The organism is Flavobacterium jumunjinense, assembly GCF_021650975.2.
Taxonomy (GTDB): Bacteria; Bacteroidota; Bacteroidia; order Flavobacteriales; family Flavobacteriaceae; genus Flavobacterium; species Flavobacterium jumunjinense.
On the sequence record NZ_CP091285.1, the window covers coordinates 2,582,075 to 2,604,243 of the forward strand.

Sequence of the window (22,169 nt, forward strand, 5' to 3'; positions counted from 1 at the left end):
CTGAAATTGTATTTATTCAGAGGGATATTTTGTATTATTGATATCTTAGTTTACTGTTTCAGCTAATCTAATGAATTCTGATTTATAGCCATCTTCATCGTTTGCTAAACCAGATTTGGCTAGTTTTATAATAGCACTAGAGGAAGAGTTACTAATCAATTTAGACTCTCTCAGTTTTAATCCAAACCAAGCAACAGAAGTACAAAATTTAAAATCGGCAGAACTATTGTCTAATGAAATCGATTTGTTTTCAATTGTTTTTACCATCTCAATACTCTTGTCGCCATCAGGTTTTTTGTATCTAAACTTTATCGTTGCCAATTCATTAGCATAATTTGTTACTTCGCTATTTGCTTTTGTGTATTTTAAATCTGAAGCGATATAGTTGCTTTCAACACCTGTTGGAATAATTTCATACAAAGCAGTTACGGAATGATTACTTCCCAATTCTCCTGCATCTATAGCATCGTTTTTAAAATCTTCCGCCTTTAATTTTCTGTTTTCATATCCAATTAATCGATAGGCTTGAACATGTTTTGGATTGAATTCTACTTGGATTTTAACATCTTTTGCAATGGCAAACATTGACCCTTTAAATTCCTTACCTAAAAAACGATTGGCTTCTTGAATGTTGTCAATATAGGCATAATTTCCATTTCCTTTATCGGCTAAAATCTCCATTTTACTGTCCTTGTAATTTCCCATACCAAAACCTAAAACAGTTAAATATACACCTGATTTTCTTTTCTCTTCAATCAAATCTTCCATTTCAGAATCAGATGAAATACCAACATTAAAATCGCCATCAGTTGCAATAATTATACGATTGTTTCCTTCTTTTATAAAGTTTTGTTCCGCTAATTTGTACGCTAATTCGATGCCTTCTCCACCAGAAGTACTTCCACCAGCATTTAAATCATCAAAAGCATCCATGATTTTTTCTTTTTCATCTCCAGAAGTTGGTTTTAAAACAACTCCTGCGGAACCAGCATAAACTACTATCGAAACTTTGTCTTTTTCACGAAGTTCTTTAACCAATATCTTCATCGATTCTTTTAAAAGAGGAAGTTTGTTAGCATCACTCATTGAGCCAGAAACATCGATTAGGAATACGAAATTAGAAAGAGGTAAATTTGTCATAGGAATGTCTTTCCCTTGCAGACCAATTTTTAATAATTTATGATTTTCATTCCACGGGCTTTGACTGTACTCTGTATTAATTGAAAATGGATGAGCGTCTTTAGGTTGCGGATAGGAATACTTGAAAAAGTTCATCATTTCTTCAACTCTAACAGCATCTTTAGGAACTTTTTGTCCATCATTAAGAAAGCGTCTTATGTTGGTATAGGAAGCATTATCTACATCAATTGAAAAAGTAGAAAGTGGACTTTTATTTGGAGATTCAAAAGGATTTTCTTCCACCTCTGCATAGCTTTCAGTATTTGTTTCTAAACCAGTTTGCGGTTCGTCAATAATCAAAGGTTCAAAAGCTTCTACAGCCTCCATGGTTTCTTCTATATTGTAATGTCTTGATGCTGAGTTGTTCTTGCAATTTGTAAAAAGGAGTAATAGAAAGAAACTTGAAAATAAATGATGCTTTTTCATTTAATAAATTTAAAATGTTATAGATTTTTTTAGCGATTTAACAACTTGTATTGGGATTTTTAACCTAGATAAATTGTCAAATAGTTACTCTCAAATTTAATGCCAGTTATTTGTGTAAAATGCTAATAGCATAGAATTTAGATAAGTTTAATTAAGTAAGTAGAATTGTATAGGTATAAAAAAAGTCTACTAAATGATTTAGCAGACTGTTTTATGTATTAGGAAAGAAATTCCTTAATCGTTTATTTTTTGTTTTATAACTTCTTGAAAGCTTTCAACAGTACTAAGTCGCGCTTCCAACTGTTCAATCAAATCAATGAATGGTTTTAATTGTTTCTCTTGTATTTCGATTTTATCTTTCAGGCTTTGAATAATTTCATCTTTTAAAACGACACTTTCCTTCAATGAAGCATAGTTTTTAGTCAATTGAATACTGGCTTCAGATCTATATTCTTCACTAGGATCTTGAAGGTTTGCATTTTTGCGAGATAGTAAAAAATCACCTTCACCAGTTAGTAACCAATGTGTGTCTATATTATTAAAACGTTTTGCAATGTCTAATAAAATATCTACAGATGGTTTATTAGTATCATCCTTTAAACGGTTCAATTTACTAGAACTTTCATATTTTAAACCATTTAATGCAAAATCATTAATGTTTTTAAATCCTTGAAATTCAACTATATGTAATAATCTTTTGAAAAAAGTTTGCATTTTTGTAAAAATTTGATTGTATAATCAAAACTTGTTTGTATATTAGCTACATCAAAACGAATTAAAAACTACTTGAAAGCGAATTGATATGAAAAGCGAATATAGTAAAAAAATGCTATAGGCAATAATACTATGGAGTGAAATTAGTGTCACTGAATATGTTTTTTCGTAATTCAATACTAGCTAAGGGTTTGCGTTAAAGAAAGGAGGACTATAAAACTCTGGTTCGTTATCAAATAAACAAACAAATAAAACAAAATCAATGACAGCAACAATTCAAAAAATTCCAATTTAAGTGTAGGTTAATCGAAGATTTAAAATGTAGGCATTCATGTAAACTTGTTTGTATAAATTCCAAGGTCGATTTTGTTTTTTAGTGTATAGCGCTAGCAATGAAAAATAAATTCAACAAAAAACAAAACAGTTATTATATGTATATTTTAAATTAGAAATATAACTTTAAGCTACTTTTAATTATCAGCTCATAGGTATAAAAACGCATTTGGTCGACTGTAATATGTTAGTCATTGTGTTTGGTGAATAATATGAAGAAAAATAAATTAAGTTAGTAGTTTTTTTAATGATAATCACATTCATTTAGAGTAGTTAAAGTGTCTTAAAATATACATTTGTTAATGTAACTTTCATTACTTTTATAAATAACACTTAAATATTAATATCACATGTACACAAATCACGAAATTGGTAAGATATTAGACAGAGCATCGAATATTGATGATTTTTTATACATTCAAATTGAATTATTAGAAAATGTTGAAGGCTATTTAAAACAGCTTACTTCTGATTATTTTAATTTTATAGGAGAATTTTGTATGAAATCGGTTCCTATATTAATAGAAAAAGTTGCAGATCAAATGGATAAATTAGCTTCGTTTCATTTTATGACGATGCTGTTCTATGACTTCGAAAAGTTTTATAAAAATGGAGGAGCAATATATTTTAAAAACAGTGTTGCATCAATTGAAGAAAAACTTAGAAAGGCTGTAAATACAGATTAGTTTTAAAGTTTTGTTTAGGAAAAGAGTATATTAAAATTTCATTTTTTTTAGTGTAAATAAACTGATTACTCTAGATAATGCTGTTTTAATAGAATGATAATGAATCTCAGAAAAATAGTTTTACTTTTTAGAAAAAAATAAATGATAAAAAGTGAGTTATGATTAAGTCATCAGAAAAAGAAATAATAGTTAGATATTTAGGAAAACAACCAAGCAAAACTATTATTCCAATTTTAAACAAAAAAAGAATTTTAAATGCAAGAGGAAAGCAGTTTTCGCCTAAATCTATTCAAGATATAATTAACGGGAAAACCGAAAATATTAGAGTAGAAACACAAATAGTGAAAATTGTTGAAGCAGCAAAAAGAAAAGAAAACAATATTGAAGCATTAAAAACGCAAGTTTTTAATTGATTTAATGTTTAGTACCGATTAACATTTACCACTAATTCACTTATATTTTATCTTTATTTTTATTTTTATTTGGTTTTGTTAGAAACCGGGCAATACTTCGTTTTATATTGAAACGAGGTTTTGTTTTTTAAGCTAAGATAGAAGATTATGTCATTTTTTTTCAATAATATGCTCATACGTCCACGCTTTCATTGATTTTAGAAGTGGTGCTAAAGATTTTCCTTTTTCAGTTAAGCTATATTCAACTTTGGGCGGAATTACAGGATAAGACTTTCTAGTAATAGCGCCTAATTGTTCCAAATCTTTCAATTGTTGCGATAACATTTTCTGGCTAATTCCTTTTATTGTTTTGTCTAATTCGTTAAAACGCATCACTTCACGATCTAATAATAGCCAAACAATTACAGGCTTCCATTTGCCACCAATTTGCTCCATAAAAATAGTAATTGGGCATTCTTCAGCAATGATGTATTTTTCTTCAATTATTTTTGTATCTATTTCCATAATGGTAATAATATTCCGAGTTAAAAGTCAGTTACTTACCATTTAGTAAGTACTTGTTTCAAAGTTAGTAATAATCTAGTTTTGTTCAAAAATAAATACAAAATGAATAAAGTAATTGTCATAACAGGAGGAACAAGCGGAATCGGATTAGCTTGTGCAAAATATTTAATTTCTAAAAACTATCAAGTAATAATTACAGGTAGAAACCAAGAGAGTTTACAAAAAGCATTAAACGAACTGGGAGAAAAAGCAGCTGGATATGTTTCGGATACAAGTATTTTAAGCGATATTGATACTTTGGTGAATCAGATTAAAGAAAATCACGGCACGATTGACGGTTTGTTTGTAAATGCAGGAATATTTAAATCGATTTCATTTGAAGATACTAATGAGGTATTGTTTGATGAAACCATGAATATTAACTTTAAAGGCGCTTTTTTTACAGTACAAAAGTTTATTCCGTTGCTTAAAAATCCTTCGAGTGTTGTTTTGAATACATCAATAGCTGTTTTTAAAGCTTTTCCAAACGCAAGTATCTATTCGGCAAGCAAAGCAGCATTAGAAGCAATTGCAAAGGTGTTAAATCTTGAATTGGCTCAGAAAGGAATTCGAGTAAATGTCGTTAGTCCTGGAGTAACGCATACGCCTATTCAGAAGAAATCGGGAATGACAGACGAAGCTATTGATGGATTATTACAACATTTTTCAGAAACATCTCCAATAGGTAGAGTAGTGCTACCTGAAGATATTGCACCAGTAGTGGAATTTTTAGTTTCTGATAATTCTTTAGTGCTACGAAATGAAAAAATTGTAGTAGATGGAGGATCTACCTTGTAAGGTTTAGAATGGTTTAACTGATCAGGTTGTAAAGTAATGGATTGCTAATAATTAATCATTAGTAATCCATTCGTTTTTTTTAGGATTGTAATGATAATCATAACCATAATATGATTTAAAATAAAGAGAGAAATTTCCATCTTCAGAAATTACATATTTATATTTTGTACCAATATAATTTCTTCTAGGTATGTCAATTTTTGTTTTGCTTTCCAATTCTTGTTAGGAGCTCGGGTAGTTTTTATACTGAGTTTTATAATTTTCAATGAGTTCGCTTATATAGACCGTTTCATTCTTTGATTTTTCTATTTGCCATGTTCTAATAGGATTAGCAGCTAAACTGATTATAAGTAGCTGAAATAAAGGAATAATGCAATAGATTTTGAGTTTAGTTTTGTGTTTTTTATCAATAAGAAAAGTAATGATGAACCCTATGAATAATGTGAAAAGGAGAAAAATGATATAATCGTTAACTCCAAAAATGAACGCCCATGAAAAAGAAAAGTTCCAGACATAAGAAACAAGAAATAGGAATGAAAAAACACTAAATAGTAAGATTGTTTTTATTTTAGGGTAAGTTATTTGGTTGAGTAGCCTCATTATAGACAAATACGATTAAAACCGTTAACTCTTTTTTGAGTGTTTACAGTTTGGTAGTAAATTTGACTTTTTTTATAACCACAATTTTTAATCTCTAATTCAATTTGTTCGAGTAAGTCTTTTGGTGTGTTTTTATCGGTATGTAATAATACTTTTAATTTTTTGTCATAATGACTTCCAAAGTCTAGAAAGCTTCTTATATCTTTCAAATTGCTGATGCGTTCGTTCAATTGTATATAATAATCTCTAATATTGTTTTCTTTATGAGAGTTTAGAGTGTCTTTTTTTAATTTTCCAATATAAATATGAATGTTATAGCCATGGTTGTAATCTTTATAATCATAATCAAATTCGGAAGTGGTAGTTTCAAAAGGATGAATGTTTACTAAAAGTCCCGCTGAAAAATCGGAAATAAATGTTTGTTCGTTATCTTCTTGTTTAATCCAATAGACGGAATCATTTACGATAAGTTTGTTATTATTTATTGAAAAATCAGTAATGAGTATATAATCTCTAATTGCAATTTCGTCTTTTTGTATCTCGACACCTCTTTTTATTGGATAACCTGCTCCATAAGTTTCTAAGTCAATTGAATAGGTACTATCAGTAATTTTATGACAACTTATATAGTCTGGATTACCAACTTCATATTCATGCCAATGACCAATAAGTTGTTCTTCTTTGCTTTGGCAGGAAAACAAACTAATTGTAAGTAAAAATAAAAAGCTTCTTGTTGTTATAGTTTTTCCCATCCTGTAGTTGTTTTTTTATAGAAATATGTTTGATGTAAACCCGTTCCGCAATATAAGGGTATTTTGTAAAAATAGACATCTAAGATGGCTACTTTTGAATTAGCATTATAGATGGGGTAAGAAACATTGTATAAATAGTTGTCCTTAAAACGAGTTTGCCATTTCTTTTTTTTCTTATCAATTTCGTTCTGCTTACTATTTTCATTTGCAAAAAAGTAATCGTATTCCTTGCTATCAAAAGCGACTATATTTTTTAATTTCTCGGTTTTCCAATAGGCTTTTGTAAAAATAGGAAAAGGAAGTTCTTTATAATAAGGAATTACTGGGATTTCATCAAAACTCACAATTGTATATTCGATTGAAGAACCAACTAATTGTTTTTCATTCCAAAGGACAGGTTTGTCTTTTTGGTCTGGAATAAAAGTATTTACCACTGAGTAAGCATCGTCTTCAGTAAAGAGATTTGACTCTTCTTTGTTTTGACAACTTAATAAAATATTTAGGAATAGTAAAATGGCTGTTTTCTTCAAGACTTATTTTTCATTTAAAGCTTAAAAATAAGAAGATAAATAGTGTTTTGTATGAAGATTGGGTATAAATAAAAAAAACGTTAAGTGAACTTAACGTTTTTTGTGACCTCGACTGTATCATATATTTTGTATTTGGTATTGATAATCAATTAATTAAAATAAAATTGGGAAACAATTGGTAAACATCGAGGCAAAAGCGCAGCGGTTGCCAATTAGGAAAAAAAAGAATTTGCTTTGAAAAAGCAAGTGTTTTTTTAATTCCTATTTTCATTATTCCGTCCCAACGGAATAACTAAACTGTGAGAGCTTTGCTCGAGCACCATATAAATACAAAACTAGTGAAATTCTAATCTCTTTACTTCTCCCTTTACAACCCTCTTTATTTTATAGATTTTTTAGGAAACTTTGGAAACCGAACGAAAAACCCGCAGTTTTGTTGGTGTTCTGTTGTTTCCTATTGGTTTCTTATTCTTCTTTAGTTTCCTAAATTTTGGAAACTTTAATAAATAAAAAAAGAAAAAAGGGTGTTTTTGGAATTTTGAGCATAAAAAAAAGCGGTATGAAACCGCTTAGATTATTTTTATAAAATATAGGGTTTATAGTCTTGGGAGAAAAAAACCTTTAATACATTTCATGTTTCTTATACATATTTGAATATGGCTTTTTTTCTGTATACCTGCTCCTGGAAAAGCGGGTCCTCCTTCTGTAAAGACACCTCTTACTGTATCATATTCTGAAATAATAGAATCTTTATCAGCTTCTTTTATTTCTCTTATTTTTTGATGTAAATACTCAATTACAGCACAGTCTAGTTCTCTTATTAAAAGATCTTTATTGGTGTCGCTCTTAACGTTTTTGTTTTTTGGAAGTTCTTTACCTAAGCTTGAAAAGTCTTTTTCAAGTAATTCATAATACTCAGTTATAATATTTATAAACTGATTATCTAATAAGTCTAGGCAATTATTTAAAGTAAATACAACTCCAATTACGGCAGCTTTTTTTATCTTTCCATTTTTTTGTTTTTCTTTCGCCCACTCAAGTGCTCTGTCGTAATTGTTTTCCCAAATATAAAAACCGTTTCCAAGCCAATCAAATGGTTTTTCACTAATCTTTACTTTTTTTGGGTTATTTAGAAGTTCGAATGCTATTTTTTCATCGCAACCATGAAATCCAATTAAGAGGTTTGATCTTGTACTGTACATTCATTACTGTGCTACAGATAAAATTCTTTTTAAGTTAGGGTATGTTTTTGAAATTTTTCCTTGGGGGTTTAAAATCCCCGCAGAGCTCAATGTTTTTTTTGCTAATTCACTATCTGTAGCTTCTTTTTTAAGCTTCTTAGCAAATTCAATGAGTAACGATGTCTGTTTTTTGTCCATAATTACGATTTTCTTGGTCTATTTTAGAATAGGAGGATAATTGGAGTATTTCATTATAAATGTTTTTTCTGTGGACTAAACAATTTATATTGTAAATAATAGAAATACTTTAATACAAAGATAGTAAAATATCAATATCTATGTAGTTTATTATATCTTTTTATGTTCTTTTTAACTCCTTTTTATGTAGCGTTATTATTCTATGTTCGGTTTTGTGTATGCATCAGGGTAAATGTGTAGTTTTTATTCTGGTTGATAATTAGGTCTTTATCTTTATGTTTTTCCGTAATGAATAGTGGTTTTAACAAAATATACAGTCTATCTATAGATTTTATTTTTATACGAATAACCTTAATTTTAACATATTTTGCAGAAAAAATGTAATGCGTTTAACATTTGAATTTAGTTACTTTGGAATTCTGAACCGATTAAATTTAGAAATGAGTAATTTTATACTATTATTAATAAATAAATTTTAAGTAAAATGAAACATTTTAAAAGTTTTCAATCAGAAAAAAATGAGTTAACTGGTAAACAGTTAAGAGCAATTAACGGAGGTGATGAGGCTACAACAACTACGGATCAAGAAGAAGATATTGATAGAGGTGGTGGACGACCTAAAACAAATAAAGGTTAAAACATGATTAAAAGATTAATCTCATCATTCCTGATAGTTTTATCGGGAATGATTTTATTAAGTGATATTTTTATAGTTCATTATGGAATTGAATTCGATAATTTATACGGATTTAATTCTACATCCAATTTTGTTTTTTGGTTATCTATGATGGTAAGCCAATTACTAATTATAATTGTGAGTCAATTTAGACCTTTCAGAATTAGTTACTTAGTTCCTGTCTATATAATATCCTTATCCTTGTTTTGGATATTCTTTTCTGATGAATACGATAATAAATCATACTTCAATATTTACGTTTTAGGTTTTTCAATAGCCTTAATGTTAGTAATCTCTATGATATCAATATTAGTAAATAAAGAAAAACTAGAAGCACAAGCGACTAGTTCTCGTATGGAATTATTGGAAAGAGTTTTTGATTTAACGGTTTTAAAAATCAAAAAAAAGCAATAGGAATTAATGAGATTTGAAAAATCAAAAAAAGCTATAGCTACTTATTCAAAATTAAATTTCATTGTTTCTGAAGCAATAGATAGGCATCGTAATGGTCTGTTAACTGAAGAGGAATACAATGAGATAATTTTAAATATAGAAATGGAAATGAAAAAAACGGAAAAAACCAAAGAGGGCATTCCGTTTAAAGATTTTTTATTGAGAATTATAAGCTAATCCAGTAGTATTATTTTTTGCTTTCGCGGTGTGTTTCTATATTTTTTGCTTTTTCTAAATTCTCTTTCAATTTCATTAATTCAAAATATTCTTCAATTTCACTAAAAAGAGTTTTGTTTGTTTCTAATGAAGTATCAAGCTTGTTTTCAATTCTTGTAAGTCTCTCTATTGTGTTAGAAGTGCTTCTTAAAGCTTCTATGTTTTTTTCTAAATCACTAATCTTTTCTTTTAATAAAGCAATTACTTCTTCACTTAGATAAATTTCTCTTTTTGTTGCAGTCTCAACGTTTGTTGCAATATTTGTTGCAGTTTCAACATTTGTTGCAATGTTTGTTGAAGGCTTGTTGGAAGAGTCTTTGGATTCCAATAACATGTCTCCTTTACCAGTGATTAACCAGTGTAAATTTAATTGCGGATAAATTGTTATTATATTTTCAATTGTTGAAGAGTTTAAAGGTGTTTTTAATGCGTTTCCTCTAAAATTAGCACTAGAAACCTCAATTTCTTTAAAAAACTCTCCTTTTTTAAAGCCTTGATTTTCAATAAAATATATAATTCTTTCTTTTATTTTTGTCATTTTATTTACTTTTTCTTGTCTAATTGAAAATATATTTACATATTTGCTACATCAAAACGAATTAAAAGCGACTAAAACACGATTGATATAATTAGCGAATATACAAAAAAATGCAATACTTGTTTTTTTGTTTGTTGCAACAAATGTTGAACAATTCAATGATTGTACCAAAGTGTTTTAAAAAGCTATTAATTTTTAAAGCAAATAAACATGAGTACACCAACACCACTTGCAGAATTGGAGCAGCTTAGCCAAAAGCACTACGAAAAACCTATAGAAATTTTTGTTATAGGAGAAGAATCAGAACCAATAACTACTGTAAAAATTGTATTACCAACGGGTAAAGAATTTACAGCTCAGGGAAAAAATAAAGAGGAAGCAACACAAAACGCTGCTGTTGAAGCTTTGAAAACATTCTAAACTAGAATTATTACTGTTAACCACTCTCAAAAGCAAAGGCAAAACACGTTCTTATTGGGTTATAAAAAGTCCTTTGCTTTTGTTTTTAATCATTTAAAAATAGATACAATGAAAAAAGTAATTATTAAACAGGTAGTAAAATTATTTTCAGACGAAGAAACAACAGGAACACAGGAAATCGCTATCGACACAAACGACCCAGACGGAATTTGGGTTTCTGTATCACATTGCGGAGATGGTTTTTCAATGAAAGTGGAAAACTGGGAAAAACTTATTGATCTGTGGAATTCAGCAAAACAAATGTTGCAAGATGGGAAGGCTTAGATTAATGCAGTTATGCCTTTCTGATATTCCTGAAGAAAGAATTTTGAAGCTAGATAACGGTAAATCGTATGTATTAGTAAAAACCTACGATTACAAAGAAACAGACGAAAGAGACAATGATTTTTCAGTGTCTTTAGCGCTTAACAAGGAAGAACAAGAACTCCAAAAACAAGGACAAAAAGTAAACCATATTTTTATTGGAAACGGTAAAATTTGGGATTAAAAAGGGTAAAAGGATGGATAAAATAAAAGCAAAAATAAAGGCTTTATTGTCTAAAACAATTGAAAACGGAGCTACTAAGCAAGAAATGGAGGCTTCTTTAAAAAAGGCTAATGAGTTAATGATTCAGTTCTTTATTTCTGAACATGACTTGAAAGAAATTGATGTTATAGAGAAATGTACAATGGTAGAAGTTCCTTTGATTAAATCGGGATATGATATGACTATATTTTACAATAGTTTGTCTAAGTTATTTGATTGTGAGTATTTCTATAATAGTAAAAGAATTGCATTTTTTGGTCATAAGCAAGATACTCAAATGTGTGAGTATTTCTACAATTTAATTTGTAGAACATGTTTAAAAGAAAGCGAAAAATACAGGAATTCGATAGAGTATCAAGAAATGAAAAGTTTTTATCATGGAAGAACTTTAATTTCCAGTTTTATAAAAGGTTTCTTAATCGAAATCGCTTTAAAGATTGAAGCTATGTATAGTGAAAGGGAAAGAAATATTCCACAATCTTATGGGCTAATGATTGTTGAGAAAAAGTCTAAAGTAAAGAAAGAGTTTGAAAAATTAGATTTTAAAATCAGCATAAATAGATCTAAAGAAATGGCTTATGAAAAGGTTGCTTTTAATTCAGGAAGAGAAAAAGGAAAAGCTATTGAAATTGCTCAAGGAATAGATAATTCCAGTAAACAAAATAACCCAAAATTAATGAAATGATACTATCAGCAGAAAAGGAAACTATTTTAAAATACTTAGGTAAGCATCCAAGTAGAAAAATAATTCCACATTTAAAACACAAAAAAGTGTTTAATGCCAAAGGGAATTCGTTTTCCCCAAAATCTATTCAAGATATAATAAACGGAGTTACCGAAAACATAAATGTTGAAACAGAGATTATACATCTTGTTGCAACAGAAAAAGAAAAAATTCAAAATCTTGAAAATCTCAAAAAACAAGTTTTATAATTCACTAAAAACACTCAACTATCATGTTTTTAAATTCAATAGACAGACTAAAAAAATACAAGAAACAAATTGAACTAACACTTTGCCTATTAGACATAAGTCCAGTTTTATTGCCTTGTGAAATTGAAGTACTAAAAGAAATAAGTCACAAGAATATTGAAGTTATAAATAATGCCATTGCAAGAGAAATTGAAGTTATTGATGTTCAAGTTTTAAAACCAATGTAATATGAGTGATTTTCCTTTCGATTTAGAGTTGCTTTGGGAAGCTACAGACAATGGTTTAATCTTTTTTCAAGATGAATTTTCAAGCTTTATGTCTCGTAAAAAAGGACTAAAAGGCTTTTCGTTGCGAGACGATGACGCAACAGGCTCTTGTTATGTGAGTAAGTCTAAAAAAACAAAGCTTTGGTTGTTTACCGATTTTGGAGCGAACAACATAACACCCGACCAAAAAGGGATTAATGCAATTGATTATGTAATGAAACGTGACAATTGCGATTTTTCAATGGCTTGTAAAACACTTTTTTCTCAATATGGTTTAGCCGTTTCAGAATTTCAAAAAGTAGAGCCTAAAACTGAATTTAGCGCAAAAGTCACCAAAGAAAAAGACTATTGGAACGTGTCTTATTATCCCGAAATTCAGAGTGAAAAACACTTGAAATCTATTTTTCCTTTCTATACTAATGCATTGCTTCGAGATTATAATTTCAGGCAAATAAAAACCTATGAAAATGTAGGTGTTAAAAAAGATGGAGCAACTTTATACCAAAGAAAAATTACAGCTACAAACGACTTTCCTATTTATGGTTATGAAGAAGAATCTTTTGTTAAGTTATACCAACCCAAAGCACCGAAAGGCGATAAGTATATTTTAAAACACTCTTTCGTAGGCGAAAAACCCGAACGTTATATTTTTGGTTGGGATAGAATTTTTGATAAGGTAGATTATAATGTTATTGAAAGTCTGCATAAAGAATTAAAAGAGGAAAAAGACAAGAAGCAACGCGAGTATTTAAAGGAAAAATTGCAAGAATTGCAATTGGATTGCATTGTTATTGCAACAGGAGGAACAGACGGTATAAACATAGCTAGTTTAGGTTATGATGTGATTTGGTTCAATTCAGAAACCGAAGTCATTGCAACGGAAGAATATTTGAAATTATCTAAAATAGCAAAAGTGATTTACTATGTAGCCGATTTGGACGAAACAGGAGTAAAGCAAGCTGTTAAAATGGGTTTAGAGTTCATTACTATAAAAATATTATGGTTGCCTGATTGGTTGCTTCAAGACCGAAAAAAAGACTTTAAAGACTGGATTTGCAAATTTAGAAATGAGAAAATCGAAAAGGTTACTGCTATTTTTAAAAAGATGTTATCTCAAGCATTAAATTTTCAGTTTTGGGATTATCCTAGTGTGGGAAGAGTGTCGTTAAACCCTAAGAAATTGCTTCACTTTTTAAAACACAAAAACATACGCTTATACAAAATGCCCTATAAAACTTCCGATACTGGAAAAGAAGATGAAGGTTATTTTATAAAGCTGGAGAAAAATTTAATATCTAAAGTTTATTCGTCCGATATAAAACGAACGTGTTTGGAATGGTTAGATGATAATTACCATAGTATCAATATTTATAATATGGTTTTAAAATCGCCATTTTTCAATCAAAACTCATTGAAAGCATTGCCCTTTTTTGAGTACAAAAGAAACAACTGCGGACAAGATTTTCAATACTATTTTTTCAATAATAAAGCAGTTAAAGTGACAGCTGATGAAATTGCAACAAAAGATTTTTCAACTCGTTTGCCTGTAACACTTTGGGAAGATGATAGAGTGGATCATTATTTTGAAAAAAGAAACCCCTATTTTGAAATTACTACCGACAAATTGCAACGCAAAAGAATAAAGGTTTTAGACAAGTCGAGTAATTATTTCAAAGTACTAATTAATACGTCCAGAATCTTTTGGCAAAAAGACTGCGACGAAACAGGACTAGACAAAAATAACTTCACCATTAATAGCAAAGCGTTAACAGACGATGAAAACTATTTACAAGAAGTGCATTTGCTCAATAAAATGTATTGCGTTGGTTATTTGTTGCACCAATACAAAATGGCTTCAAAATCTTGGATGGTTCTTGGAGTCGATTTTGCAAGCGGAACATCGGTAAAAGGTTCTTATGGAGGAACAGGAAAATCATTCTTGCAAAAGTCATTATTTAGGTCGCTCAATTCTTTGAGTATTGGAGGAAAAACACTAGAAAAAGACAACTTTCCGATGGATGGAGTAACACCAAAAACACGTTTTGTTTTGTTTGATGATTTAGCAGCCTATCAACCAATGGAATTTTTCTACAACCTGATAACAGATAATTTTGTAGCCAATCAAAAAGGAGGTGTGAAATACAATATTCCTTTTGATGATTCGGCAAAAATTGGCGCTACAACCAACTTTGCACCCGATATGACACCAAGTACCAAAAGACGATTGTTAGTGTATTATAATTCCGATTATTATCACGAAGCAACCGACGATAATGGCTATCCTTTTTCTCGTAAAATTTCAGACGATTTTAACGGAAAAGATATTCTAACCAAAGAATATTCAACGGAAGAATGGAACTCAGAATTTAATTTTCAGTTGCAATGTTTGCAATTCTATTTGTCGCAAACTGAAAAAGTAGAAGCACCAATTGATACGCTTGTCAGTAAAAGTAAAATGATGAAAATAGGGGATTCGTATATCAAATTCTTTAATGAATTATTTAGCGAACCAACAAGCTTAAACGATTGGGTTGAAAGAACACCCGTTGTTGCAATGGCAAAAGAAGATTTAGGAAATAAATTCATATCGGCTCAACGTTTTACAGATAATTTAAAACTGTATTGCGAAGCCAATAAAGATAACGGTTGGTCTTTAGAAATGAAGAAAAAGAAAAACACAGCGGGCAATTCAGTAATACACTTTTTTGTTTCCACAGATGGGAAAAAAGTAGAACACACAACCGAAGAAGAAAACACAAACACAGAAGATACACCAAAACAAGAGAATGAAAAACTAGAACCTGAAACCGATTTATTATTTTAAAAAATGAAGATATGGAACGACACGTATTATTACAATTGAGAATAGCAAAGAATACCGATTTTTCAGATGATAAAGGAGTACGAAAACAAAATATACCCTATTTCTGTAAAAACAGTATTGGAGTAATTGAACCTAAAATGTATATGTTCAATAGTGATACAGATATTTTAAGTTTTAAAGAACTCTATGCTTGCAATCAAATTTATGTGTTTACAAATTCATTTGAAGTCGTTGCAACAGTAAATTGTATTGATTGGGAATTAGTCGAAAAAGAGCTAAAGTTTGAATTACAAGAATTAGAGAAATTTAAAAAAGTGTCAGCATGAAAACAGTTGAAGAATTAAAACTAATAATTGTAAGGGAACAAAAGTTTATTGAAGAACAGAGAGAATTAAAAGTAACTAAAGGCATAAAACCCGCTTCAAGAAAAATAGCATTGTGTAACTGTGTTCTTGCTTACTTAGATTCTAATCCAAAAGAAGAATGGTTAAAAGAACAAAAATTTTTGTTGCAATGTAGAATTAAAAATGCTTTGAGTAACTATGAATATTGGGTTCAGTATTGTACAAAAGAGTCAATCCCTAAAAAACAAAAAATACTTTTTAATAAAGAAAATGGAATTACTCGAATGCGACAACAAATCAGATTTATCAATTTCATTTTAAATAGCAATTAACATCAATCTTAACTATCCGTTGCAATGAACAATCAGCCAAAGCCAATCCCTTTTTTAGTAGACAAAAAAAAACTTAGAACAATGTATAACGATCTTCCCAGTGGAGAAGTTATTGGAGCTTTAAAATTTATTGTAGAAAAGACAATTTTGAAAACTCCATTTTCTAAAAGAACAATCAAATGTCAAAGCTTGAATCATTTAGAATTTGCCGAATTCGTTGCAATGTACGGTACACCAAAAGGTTATTTTATTACAGATGAATTCAATCAAACCTTGCAACAACTAAAAGCAGACAACACCAAAGAAACTGCTTCCAGAATTGAAAAATGCATTACTGAAATTAGAAAGAAATTAACAGAATTAAACACACCTGAAGATAAACTAAAAGCGTTGCAACAAAGTTGTTTTGCTTACAACTTGGATGCAACGTTTATTAAAAAAATTATAGGATTTAAAAATGATTAGTTATGAGAACAAAAATTATTTATAAAAAGGGTTGGTATCATTTAATTAGAATAAGATTTTTTATAAATCAAGAAATAGACTATGCTAAAAATTTAGAATGGATAAAAAATAAGCAAATAGAATATCATTTTAATTTTGAAGAAGAATTAAGGAAAAAAAAAGTATTTAAACCGATTTTAGTTGAGAGTATTGTTAAATGAAAATAGAGTAAATTGTTTTATTCATTTTACTCATTGGTTTCTTTGCTTTTGTTTAAACCGATTGCCTTGTCTAGACCTTTTTCTATAGCATCAGTTGCTTGTTCTAATTTTTTATCAGATTTTTTTTCAAGTAAGTTTGCAACTTTATTTAAACCAGGTATATTTTCAAGTTTTGAAATGGTTCTATTTAATTTATTTGAGTTTTCTAATAGTTCCATTATTGGATGGTCAGAATTATTGTAATCAGATATCAACTTCCCAGGGTTTTCAGAATACATTTGCAAGAAATCTTGTAAAAGTTTGATTCTTAGTTCTTTTGAGATGCTTTCTTCTTCAATATTCTGAACTTGTTTAGATAAGCCTTCGTATGTCTTACTTAAAACTTCTTTATGTGTATATTCTTCAATTAGTCTTTTTGATAGATTCATTTTTTTACTTGAAGAAATAGATAACCATAGAACTGGTATATATAAAGGTAATATTGCGATTACTAATTTAGGAGTTCGATTAATTATAATATCTAATGTATCGTGCCCAAAAATAGTTACAAGACTTATTATAAATGGAATTAATGAAACAGCAATCATCCCAATTATCCCAATTCTAAATTGTCTTTTATGTTTATCATATGATTTATCTTCAACTTCTTTTTTCTCTGAAAACGCATGTGAAAGTCCTGCTGTTAATGCTTTTGGTAATAATTCTTCTATTTCGGTATTTAGTTTTTTATACTTTACCTCCCAATCTTGTATTTGTGAATTTACCTTCTCACTATTTATTTTTAATAAATTATTTACATTCTCAATTGTTTCTTTTTCAAGTATATCGAAGCTTTTCTTGAATGATGATGTTTTTTTTTCTAATCCATCTAAAGAATGTTCTAATTCATATTTTATTCCAACAATCTGAATGATATCGTCAGTTTCATCATCTTTTTCTTCGTATCCTAAAATTTCATTATATAAAGTTTCTAATTCGATTTTTCGATTAGTAATTGACTTAACTAGTTGTGTAGATTTGCTTTCGTTTTCTTTTATTAAAGAGATTGAAGTCTCTAGATCTATAATTTCATTTTCGAGATCAGGATGATTTTGAATTGTTTCTTCAAATAAATCAATATTTTTTTGAACACCATCAATTCTAGACTTTATAGATGATGACAATTTTTCTATTTCGTCATTCTCGGTGTTAAAATTTTCAAGAGAAGTTTTTACTTTAATATAAACAGAATCAATTTCAGATTTTACAATATTAATATCTTTTTGAAATGTATTACAGTTATCTAAAATAATTTCAACTTTTTCTAGAGTTTCATTTGCACGATTTCTAAATTCTGAAGTTTTTTTAGATGCTTGTCGAGCTTCTTTTTCATAATCAGGACTTCTTTTAGTTGAATCTTCTAAATCTTTTTTTAATTGAGATATTGTAGAATTCACTTGTGAAAGAGAACTTGATAATTTTTGCTGGAATTTATCTAAGTTTTTAATTTTTGAATCTAGTTCTTTATTATTATTATCAAATAATCCCATTTTCTTTATGTTAGGTTTTGTAATTTTTAGTTTTTTACTTGTATCTCTAGCTATTTTACATTGGAAGCTGATTTTTTTCTACCAGCATCGATTAAAACAATATTTGGAGATTTTTCAATTTTCAATTCTTTAAGAGTTCTCATAACTTTATTGTACTCTAAAATGTCAAAATATAATATAACTTTTATTGAGTTTTTTGTATTATTTGCTTTTTCATAAATTTCAACTTGCTTTTCTAAGTTTTGTTTTAATTTCGAATTTGATGCTAATTTAAACTCAATTAGTGTTTTGTCTACTGAGCCTTTGGAAACTGAATAATCCACAGGTCCACGACCATTATTTGGCTCTCTATTGACATCATATTCTGTTGCGAACCAAGTTAATCTATATATTATTTGTAAATCTTCTTCTCTTTTTATCGGTTGCTGTTTTACGTAAAAAAGCTTATATCCATCATTGTTTTCAATAACGTCTTTTAAATATTCTAAACGTTTTAGTGCTTCTGTGTAAGAACTGTTTTTACCAATTTTGTAAAATTCTGTTTTTGTTGAAAGGATATCAACAAATTTTAATATTTGCTCAACAAATTTAGATTCAACTTCCTCAACTTTTTGTTTGGAAATATTTTTTGCACCTTCTTTATTTTCTTCTTTTAGTTTAACGTAATATTTAATTATTTCGGGATAATTATTAATCGTTTCCATTATCGCAGTAGAAATTTCCTTTTGAGTATTTTTTTTATAACGTGGTGGTTTTGGTAAAGCTTTTCTAAAATAATTATTTATTTCGTGTTTTAATTGGTCATTTGGAATACTATTACAAATGCTGATAAAATCTCCACGTAAATCATTGCTATTGATCCAGTTATCGTCTTTCGTTAAAATATCTTTTGGTGTTAGAATAACAAAATCATTAAAAATAAAAGGTAAAGTATATTCTTTCGGCATCCATCTTTCAAGTTTGTAATCAAAATAAACTTTGGATACATTAATTTTACGAAGTAAACTTGGGTCAATAAATTCTAACGCAAATTTTTGAGTATATTCTAATAAAAATTCCTTTGTTAGATTTGTTGTAAAATCACTTATGTTATCTTTTCCGACTCCAATTTGAAAAAGTCCTGCTTTTTCAAGATGGGATGATTGAGTTATTTGTTCTTTTCCTAAATCATCAAAAACTATGTGCATTGAACTTGAGAAAGATTTAGCAAATTTTTTCCCTAAACCGCTTCCACCATTTCCAACTTTACTATAACCAAACCAATTTTGTTTTACTTCAGGAAATAAATACCAAGATTTTATTTCTGCAATGCTTTTAGAGCCAGTTTCCGATTTTGACTTTAAAAACGTTAGATACTTTAAAATATTTTCGTGTAACTCTTTGTATTCAGATTTTTTACTACCAAATAGTAAAAACGGGTCAATAAATAGAGGTAAATCATTTATTAAAGAAATATTAAAAGCTCCAAATTCTGCAAGTTTGGAGGTTTCAATGTTGAAAAAATCTGTAAAGTATATCTTCATATTTGGTCTTTTTTTGTAATATAACGGGTTATGGTTTGCTGCTTAGCGAAGGGACAAACTTTAAAGTACTAAATTTTTCGATTTAACAAAATATCTAGATAGTACATAATTTACCCTATTATTAAACAGCAGTTAGCAGTTCGGGTTTATATTCTATTTTTTTTATTTTCAAACTTTAACTTTTCAAAATTAATTCTTGTTTTTTTGTTTTTTTGTTCTCTTTCTTATCAATGATTTCTTTAATTAAGACTAATATTTTTGAGACATACTTATCTCCTTTTTCAGTTATTAAATAAAGGTCTTTCTTTAATTGCCTACTTGCTTGAATGTCTGATTTCACAAAACCTCTTGCCATTAATTTTTGCAAAGTAGAGTTAACAGTAGTTGTACTTTTATCTAATGCATTCGAAATAATGTCACTGCTAACTGTTTTGTTAATCGTTTTTAAATAGTCAAGAACTTGAAATTCATAAAAAGAGAATTTTTTTAATTGGGCTTGTTCAATTAACTTAAGTTGTTCTTTTATTTCTGTATTTGAAACTGTTAATTCACAAACTGAAATATGTCCTTCCTCAAGACATTCAGGGCATTTCATTTTAAATAATTTCATGTTTTCAAGCAGCTCATATGGGAATTCATGATCTTTGCTGCATTTTATCACTTGTGTTTTATTAAAATAGTCAGCTATTAAAACATTCATATTGAAACGAGAATGAGAGAAATATTTAAGTAGCTTATCGTTATAGGCTCTTGAAAAATTTAATCCATGTCTTTTAGATAAACCATAATCAAGAGAGTAAATTACAGATAGTTCACTTGTACTGTCAATAACGTTATTGTAAGTTGTAATAAATCCATTTAATTCAAGATTATCTAATAATGACGATATAGATTTATTAACTGTAAAATGATTAGTAGGTTTTCCTTTAATAGTAGATCTATTAATTGGTGACGAGTTAGTTTTTTGACGGTTTATTATTCTATTTAAAAGTTCAAATTGATGCTCATTACTTATTTTATCTGAAAAAGGTCTAGAAACAAACTGATTTGCAATAAAATATTTTAAAGTAACGTCAGTATAGTAGCGTTGAGCTGCATTTTCAATAGCAATCTTAGAAATTTTATGATTATGAATTAAACAGGATTCATAACAATATGATAGAATATATCCAATTTTTCTAGGAATATTAAAAGAAACACTAAATAATAAGTCAAGTAGCTCCGTTTCACTTATCTCGAAAAATTTTTCCCAATGATTATTTGGAAAAAACAGGTCTAATCTCCTTTTTATTAATCTTTTAGTATAATCTAAAGCTAGAGATTCCATTTTTGAAATATTAGCTTTATTTTCAAATGAATAAAAAGCATCAAAAAAGTCTAATGAAATTTCATCAATTTTAGAGTTATCCAGTTTTCCATAATAAAATCTATGGGGATATGCAGCTATTTTAAATTTCACAAAATCTTCGGATTGATTATCTAAAGGGGTAATGAACCAGTCCATAAAAATTTTCTGAGCATCTTCATCTATTTCAGAATAATCATCAAGGAATATGTATAAATGGTCAATATTAAGTATACTTTTTATTTTGATTAAACTGTTAATTAAACTTTTCTTAATGTCTAGGTATTTTACTAGAGTTTGCTCAAATTCTGATTTTACCATTTGACCAGAAGTAGCATTAGCAGAAGCACCTAGACTTGGTTTTTTTTGGATATTTAGGTCTAAGTTTCCAGACTTCTCTTGTTTACTTTCGTCTATTCTTTTAAAAGTATTCACTAAAGAAATATCAACAGTTTTAATAACATCTTTTATAGATATTTCAATGAGATTTAATTCTTCATTAATTGCAGAAATTTGATTATGATCGAAACCTAAAATTTTCTTTATTATTGAACCCTTTACAAAATCGACTAATTTGTTTCTGGTTTCAAGAATTATTTCTTTTACAAGATTACTGTACAATAAATATTTATGAAAATCTATGCTTAACTCTTGTGCTTCTTTAGGTATTTCAGGCGTTGAATTATCAAATAATGACTTAACATCAATATATATAGAAATACATTTTTTATTTGCAATTAAATCTTTTTGAGACTTTTGAAATATAGTTGATTTACCAGTTCCTTTTCTCCCAACCAACAATGTCGTTCTTGGTAAATTTAATTTATTAATAATTCCATTATTTGGAAGTAAGTCGGTATATATGTCATCAATATTTTTATCATCTATAAAATCTTCAATTCTAGTTTTTCTAACAAGTTTTAGAGATTCGGCAAAGTCTAAGAATTTTTGTTTGTTTTCCATCTATTTTCTATTTATTGTAATTGTTGCCAACTTTTTTATATACTCAGTTTTTCTCATTTAGTTGCGTATATATATTTATATTATGTTGTATACGCTCAACTCTTATATATCTTTTTTCCAAGCATGTAATACGTATAAATACGTGTTTTTTGTTTTTAGATTTTTTTCTGCAAAAAGGATTATTTTATATTTTCTGTAAAACT

At 28.4% G+C, this 22,169-nt stretch carries 29 protein-coding genes; 17 read left to right on the top strand and 12 right to left on the bottom strand.

The genetic code is table 11. From position 1 onward, the window contains the following. Positions 1-45 precede the first annotated feature (45 nt). Positions 46-1,605, bottom strand: a complete 1,560-nt coding sequence (locus tag L2Z92_RS11365) for a vWA domain-containing protein (protein WP_319800370.1) — start codon at positions 1,603-1,605, stop codon at positions 46-48. 234 nt (positions 1,606-1,839) lie between these two features. Beyond that, positions 1,840-2,319 carry a hypothetical protein gene (locus L2Z92_RS11370; RefSeq protein WP_236453067.1) on the bottom strand — a complete coding sequence of 160 codons (480 nt, stop codon included), beginning with the start codon at positions 2,317-2,319 and terminating at the stop codon, positions 1,840-1,842. A 683-nt stretch (positions 2,320-3,002) separates the two neighbouring features. On the opposite strand from L2Z92_RS11370, the gene L2Z92_RS11375 reads away from it, so the two are divergent. Continuing rightward, positions 3,003-3,338 carry a hypothetical protein gene (locus L2Z92_RS11375; protein ID WP_236453068.1) on the top strand — a complete coding sequence of 112 codons (336 nt, stop codon included), beginning with the start codon at positions 3,003-3,005 and terminating at the stop codon, positions 3,336-3,338. A 158-nt stretch (positions 3,339-3,496) separates the two neighbouring features. Then, positions 3,497-3,751 (top strand): hypothetical protein, encoded by a 255-nt coding sequence (locus L2Z92_RS11380; protein ID WP_236453069.1) that lies wholly within the window; start codon positions 3,497-3,499, stop codon positions 3,749-3,751. A gap of 150 nt (positions 3,752-3,901) precedes the next feature. Here L2Z92_RS11380 and L2Z92_RS11385 read toward each other — a convergent pair whose 3' ends face one another. Further along, entirely contained in the window at positions 3,902-4,255 is a 354-nt protein-coding gene (locus tag L2Z92_RS11385) for a winged helix-turn-helix transcriptional regulator (RefSeq protein ID WP_236453071.1), read from the bottom strand. A gap of 102 nt (positions 4,256-4,357) precedes the next feature. Here L2Z92_RS11385 and L2Z92_RS11390 point away from each other — a divergent pair, with 102 nt between their 5' ends. After that, positions 4,358-5,092, top strand: coding sequence for an SDR family oxidoreductase (locus L2Z92_RS11390; RefSeq protein WP_236453074.1), 735 nt, complete (start codon positions 4,358-4,360; stop codon positions 5,090-5,092). A 51-nt stretch (positions 5,093-5,143) separates the two neighbouring features. Here L2Z92_RS11390 and L2Z92_RS11395 read toward each other — a convergent pair whose 3' ends face one another. From L2Z92_RS11395 to L2Z92_RS11415, 5 genes are all read right to left on the bottom strand, one after another. Continuing rightward, a complete protein-coding gene (locus L2Z92_RS11395) occupies positions 5,144-5,308 on the bottom strand; it encodes a hypothetical protein (protein ID WP_236453078.1) in 165 nt (54 codons plus the stop codon). A gap of 383 nt (positions 5,309-5,691) precedes the next feature. Next, positions 5,692-6,444: a hypothetical protein gene (locus L2Z92_RS11400; RefSeq protein ID WP_236453088.1), complete on the bottom strand. Its 753-nt coding sequence runs from the start codon at positions 6,442-6,444 to the stop codon at positions 5,692-5,694. Continuing rightward, complete coding sequence (locus L2Z92_RS11405) at positions 6,429-6,974, bottom strand: hypothetical protein (RefSeq protein ID WP_236453091.1); 546 nt, start codon at positions 6,972-6,974, stop codon at positions 6,429-6,431. The genes L2Z92_RS11400 and L2Z92_RS11405 overlap by 16 nt, the downstream gene beginning before the upstream one ends. Positions 6,975-7,570: 596 nt before the next feature. Next, positions 7,571-8,176 (bottom strand): hypothetical protein, encoded by a 606-nt coding sequence (locus L2Z92_RS11410; protein ID WP_236453093.1) that lies wholly within the window; start codon positions 8,174-8,176, stop codon positions 7,571-7,573. Positions 8,177-8,179: 3 nt separating this feature from the next. After that, the gene (locus tag L2Z92_RS11415) at positions 8,180-8,353 is read right to left on the bottom strand and encodes a hypothetical protein (RefSeq protein WP_236453095.1); all 174 of its coding nucleotides are present in this window, start codon (positions 8,351-8,353) and stop codon (positions 8,180-8,182) included. Positions 8,354-8,837: 484 nt separating this feature from the next. Here L2Z92_RS11415 and L2Z92_RS11420 point away from each other — a divergent pair, with 484 nt between their 5' ends. The 3 genes from L2Z92_RS11420 to L2Z92_RS11430 are packed head-to-tail and all read left to right on the top strand — an operon-like array spanning position 8,838 to position 9,659. Beyond that, entirely contained in the window at positions 8,838-8,990 is a 153-nt protein-coding gene (locus L2Z92_RS11420; RefSeq protein WP_236453098.1) for a hypothetical protein, read from the top strand. A gap of 3 nt (positions 8,991-8,993) precedes the next feature. Next, the gene (locus L2Z92_RS11425; RefSeq protein ID WP_236453101.1) at positions 8,994-9,443 is read left to right on the top strand and encodes a hypothetical protein; all 450 of its coding nucleotides are present in this window, start codon (positions 8,994-8,996) and stop codon (positions 9,441-9,443) included. Between the two features lie 6 nt (positions 9,444-9,449). Next, positions 9,450-9,659, top strand: a complete 210-nt coding sequence (locus L2Z92_RS11430; RefSeq protein ID WP_236453113.1) for a hypothetical protein — start codon at positions 9,450-9,452, stop codon at positions 9,657-9,659. Between the two features lie 10 nt (positions 9,660-9,669). Here the strand turns inward: L2Z92_RS11430 and L2Z92_RS11435 are convergent, their stop codons facing one another. Next, complete coding sequence (locus tag L2Z92_RS11435) at positions 9,670-10,236, bottom strand: hypothetical protein (RefSeq protein WP_236453116.1); 567 nt, start codon at positions 10,234-10,236, stop codon at positions 9,670-9,672. A 210-nt stretch (positions 10,237-10,446) separates the two neighbouring features. Here L2Z92_RS11435 and L2Z92_RS11440 point away from each other — a divergent pair, with 210 nt between their 5' ends. From L2Z92_RS11440 to L2Z92_RS11490, 11 genes are all read left to right on the top strand, one after another. Next, complete coding sequence (locus L2Z92_RS11440; RefSeq protein ID WP_236453124.1) at positions 10,447-10,656, top strand: putative dsRNA-binding protein; 210 nt, start codon at positions 10,447-10,449, stop codon at positions 10,654-10,656. A 108-nt stretch (positions 10,657-10,764) separates the two neighbouring features. After that, positions 10,765-10,980 carry a hypothetical protein gene (locus L2Z92_RS11445; RefSeq protein WP_236453128.1) on the top strand — a complete coding sequence of 72 codons (216 nt, stop codon included), beginning with the start codon at positions 10,765-10,767 and terminating at the stop codon, positions 10,978-10,980. Continuing rightward, positions 10,967-11,203 carry a hypothetical protein gene (locus L2Z92_RS11450; protein ID WP_236453131.1) on the top strand — a complete coding sequence of 79 codons (237 nt, stop codon included), beginning with the start codon at positions 10,967-10,969 and terminating at the stop codon, positions 11,201-11,203. The genes L2Z92_RS11445 and L2Z92_RS11450 overlap by 14 nt, the downstream gene beginning before the upstream one ends. 13 nt (positions 11,204-11,216) lie before the next feature. Then, the gene (locus tag L2Z92_RS11455) at positions 11,217-11,927 is read left to right on the top strand and encodes a DUF2786 domain-containing protein (protein WP_236453134.1); all 711 of its coding nucleotides are present in this window, start codon (positions 11,217-11,219) and stop codon (positions 11,925-11,927) included. Beyond that, a complete protein-coding gene (locus L2Z92_RS11460) occupies positions 11,924-12,175 on the top strand; it encodes a hypothetical protein (protein ID WP_236453137.1) in 252 nt (83 codons plus the stop codon). Before L2Z92_RS11455 ends, L2Z92_RS11460 begins: the two co-directional genes overlap by 4 nt. Positions 12,176-12,198: 23 nt before the next feature. Beyond that, positions 12,199-12,402: a hypothetical protein gene (locus L2Z92_RS11465; RefSeq protein ID WP_236453141.1), complete on the top strand. Its 204-nt coding sequence runs from the start codon at positions 12,199-12,201 to the stop codon at positions 12,400-12,402. 1 nt (position 12,403) lies between these two features. Beyond that, positions 12,404-15,265 (top strand): primase-helicase family protein, encoded by a 2,862-nt coding sequence (locus L2Z92_RS11470; RefSeq protein WP_236453143.1) that lies wholly within the window; start codon positions 12,404-12,406, stop codon positions 15,263-15,265. An 11-nt stretch (positions 15,266-15,276) separates the two neighbouring features. Then, positions 15,277-15,591, top strand: coding sequence for a hypothetical protein (locus L2Z92_RS11475; protein ID WP_236453145.1), 315 nt, complete (start codon positions 15,277-15,279; stop codon positions 15,589-15,591). Next, a complete protein-coding gene (locus L2Z92_RS11480; protein ID WP_236453147.1) occupies positions 15,588-15,941 on the top strand; it encodes a hypothetical protein in 354 nt (117 codons plus the stop codon). Before L2Z92_RS11475 ends, L2Z92_RS11480 begins: the two co-directional genes overlap by 4 nt. Positions 15,942-16,022: 81 nt before the next feature. Then, positions 16,023-16,406 carry a hypothetical protein gene (locus L2Z92_RS11485; RefSeq protein WP_236453150.1) on the top strand — a complete coding sequence of 128 codons (384 nt, stop codon included), beginning with the start codon at positions 16,023-16,025 and terminating at the stop codon, positions 16,404-16,406. A gap of 2 nt (positions 16,407-16,408) precedes the next feature. Then, positions 16,409-16,606 carry a hypothetical protein gene (locus L2Z92_RS11490; protein ID WP_236453166.1) on the top strand — a complete coding sequence of 66 codons (198 nt, stop codon included), beginning with the start codon at positions 16,409-16,411 and terminating at the stop codon, positions 16,604-16,606. Between the two features lie 26 nt (positions 16,607-16,632). On the opposite strand, the gene L2Z92_RS11495 is transcribed toward L2Z92_RS11490, so the two are convergent. The 3 genes from L2Z92_RS11495 to L2Z92_RS11505 all read right to left on the bottom strand — a co-directional run bounded on the left by L2Z92_RS11495 (position 16,633) and on the right by L2Z92_RS11505 (position 21,966). After that, positions 16,633-18,135, bottom strand: coding sequence for a coiled-coil domain-containing protein (locus tag L2Z92_RS11495; protein WP_236453168.1), 1,503 nt, complete (start codon positions 18,133-18,135; stop codon positions 16,633-16,635). A 50-nt stretch (positions 18,136-18,185) separates the two neighbouring features. Next, entirely contained in the window at positions 18,186-19,658 is a 1,473-nt protein-coding gene (locus L2Z92_RS11500; RefSeq protein WP_236453171.1) for a hypothetical protein, read from the bottom strand. Between the two features lie 175 nt (positions 19,659-19,833). Continuing rightward, positions 19,834-21,966 (bottom strand): helix-turn-helix domain-containing protein, encoded by a 2,133-nt coding sequence (locus tag L2Z92_RS11505; protein WP_236453174.1) that lies wholly within the window; start codon positions 21,964-21,966, stop codon positions 19,834-19,836. Positions 21,967-22,169 lie beyond the last annotated feature (203 nt).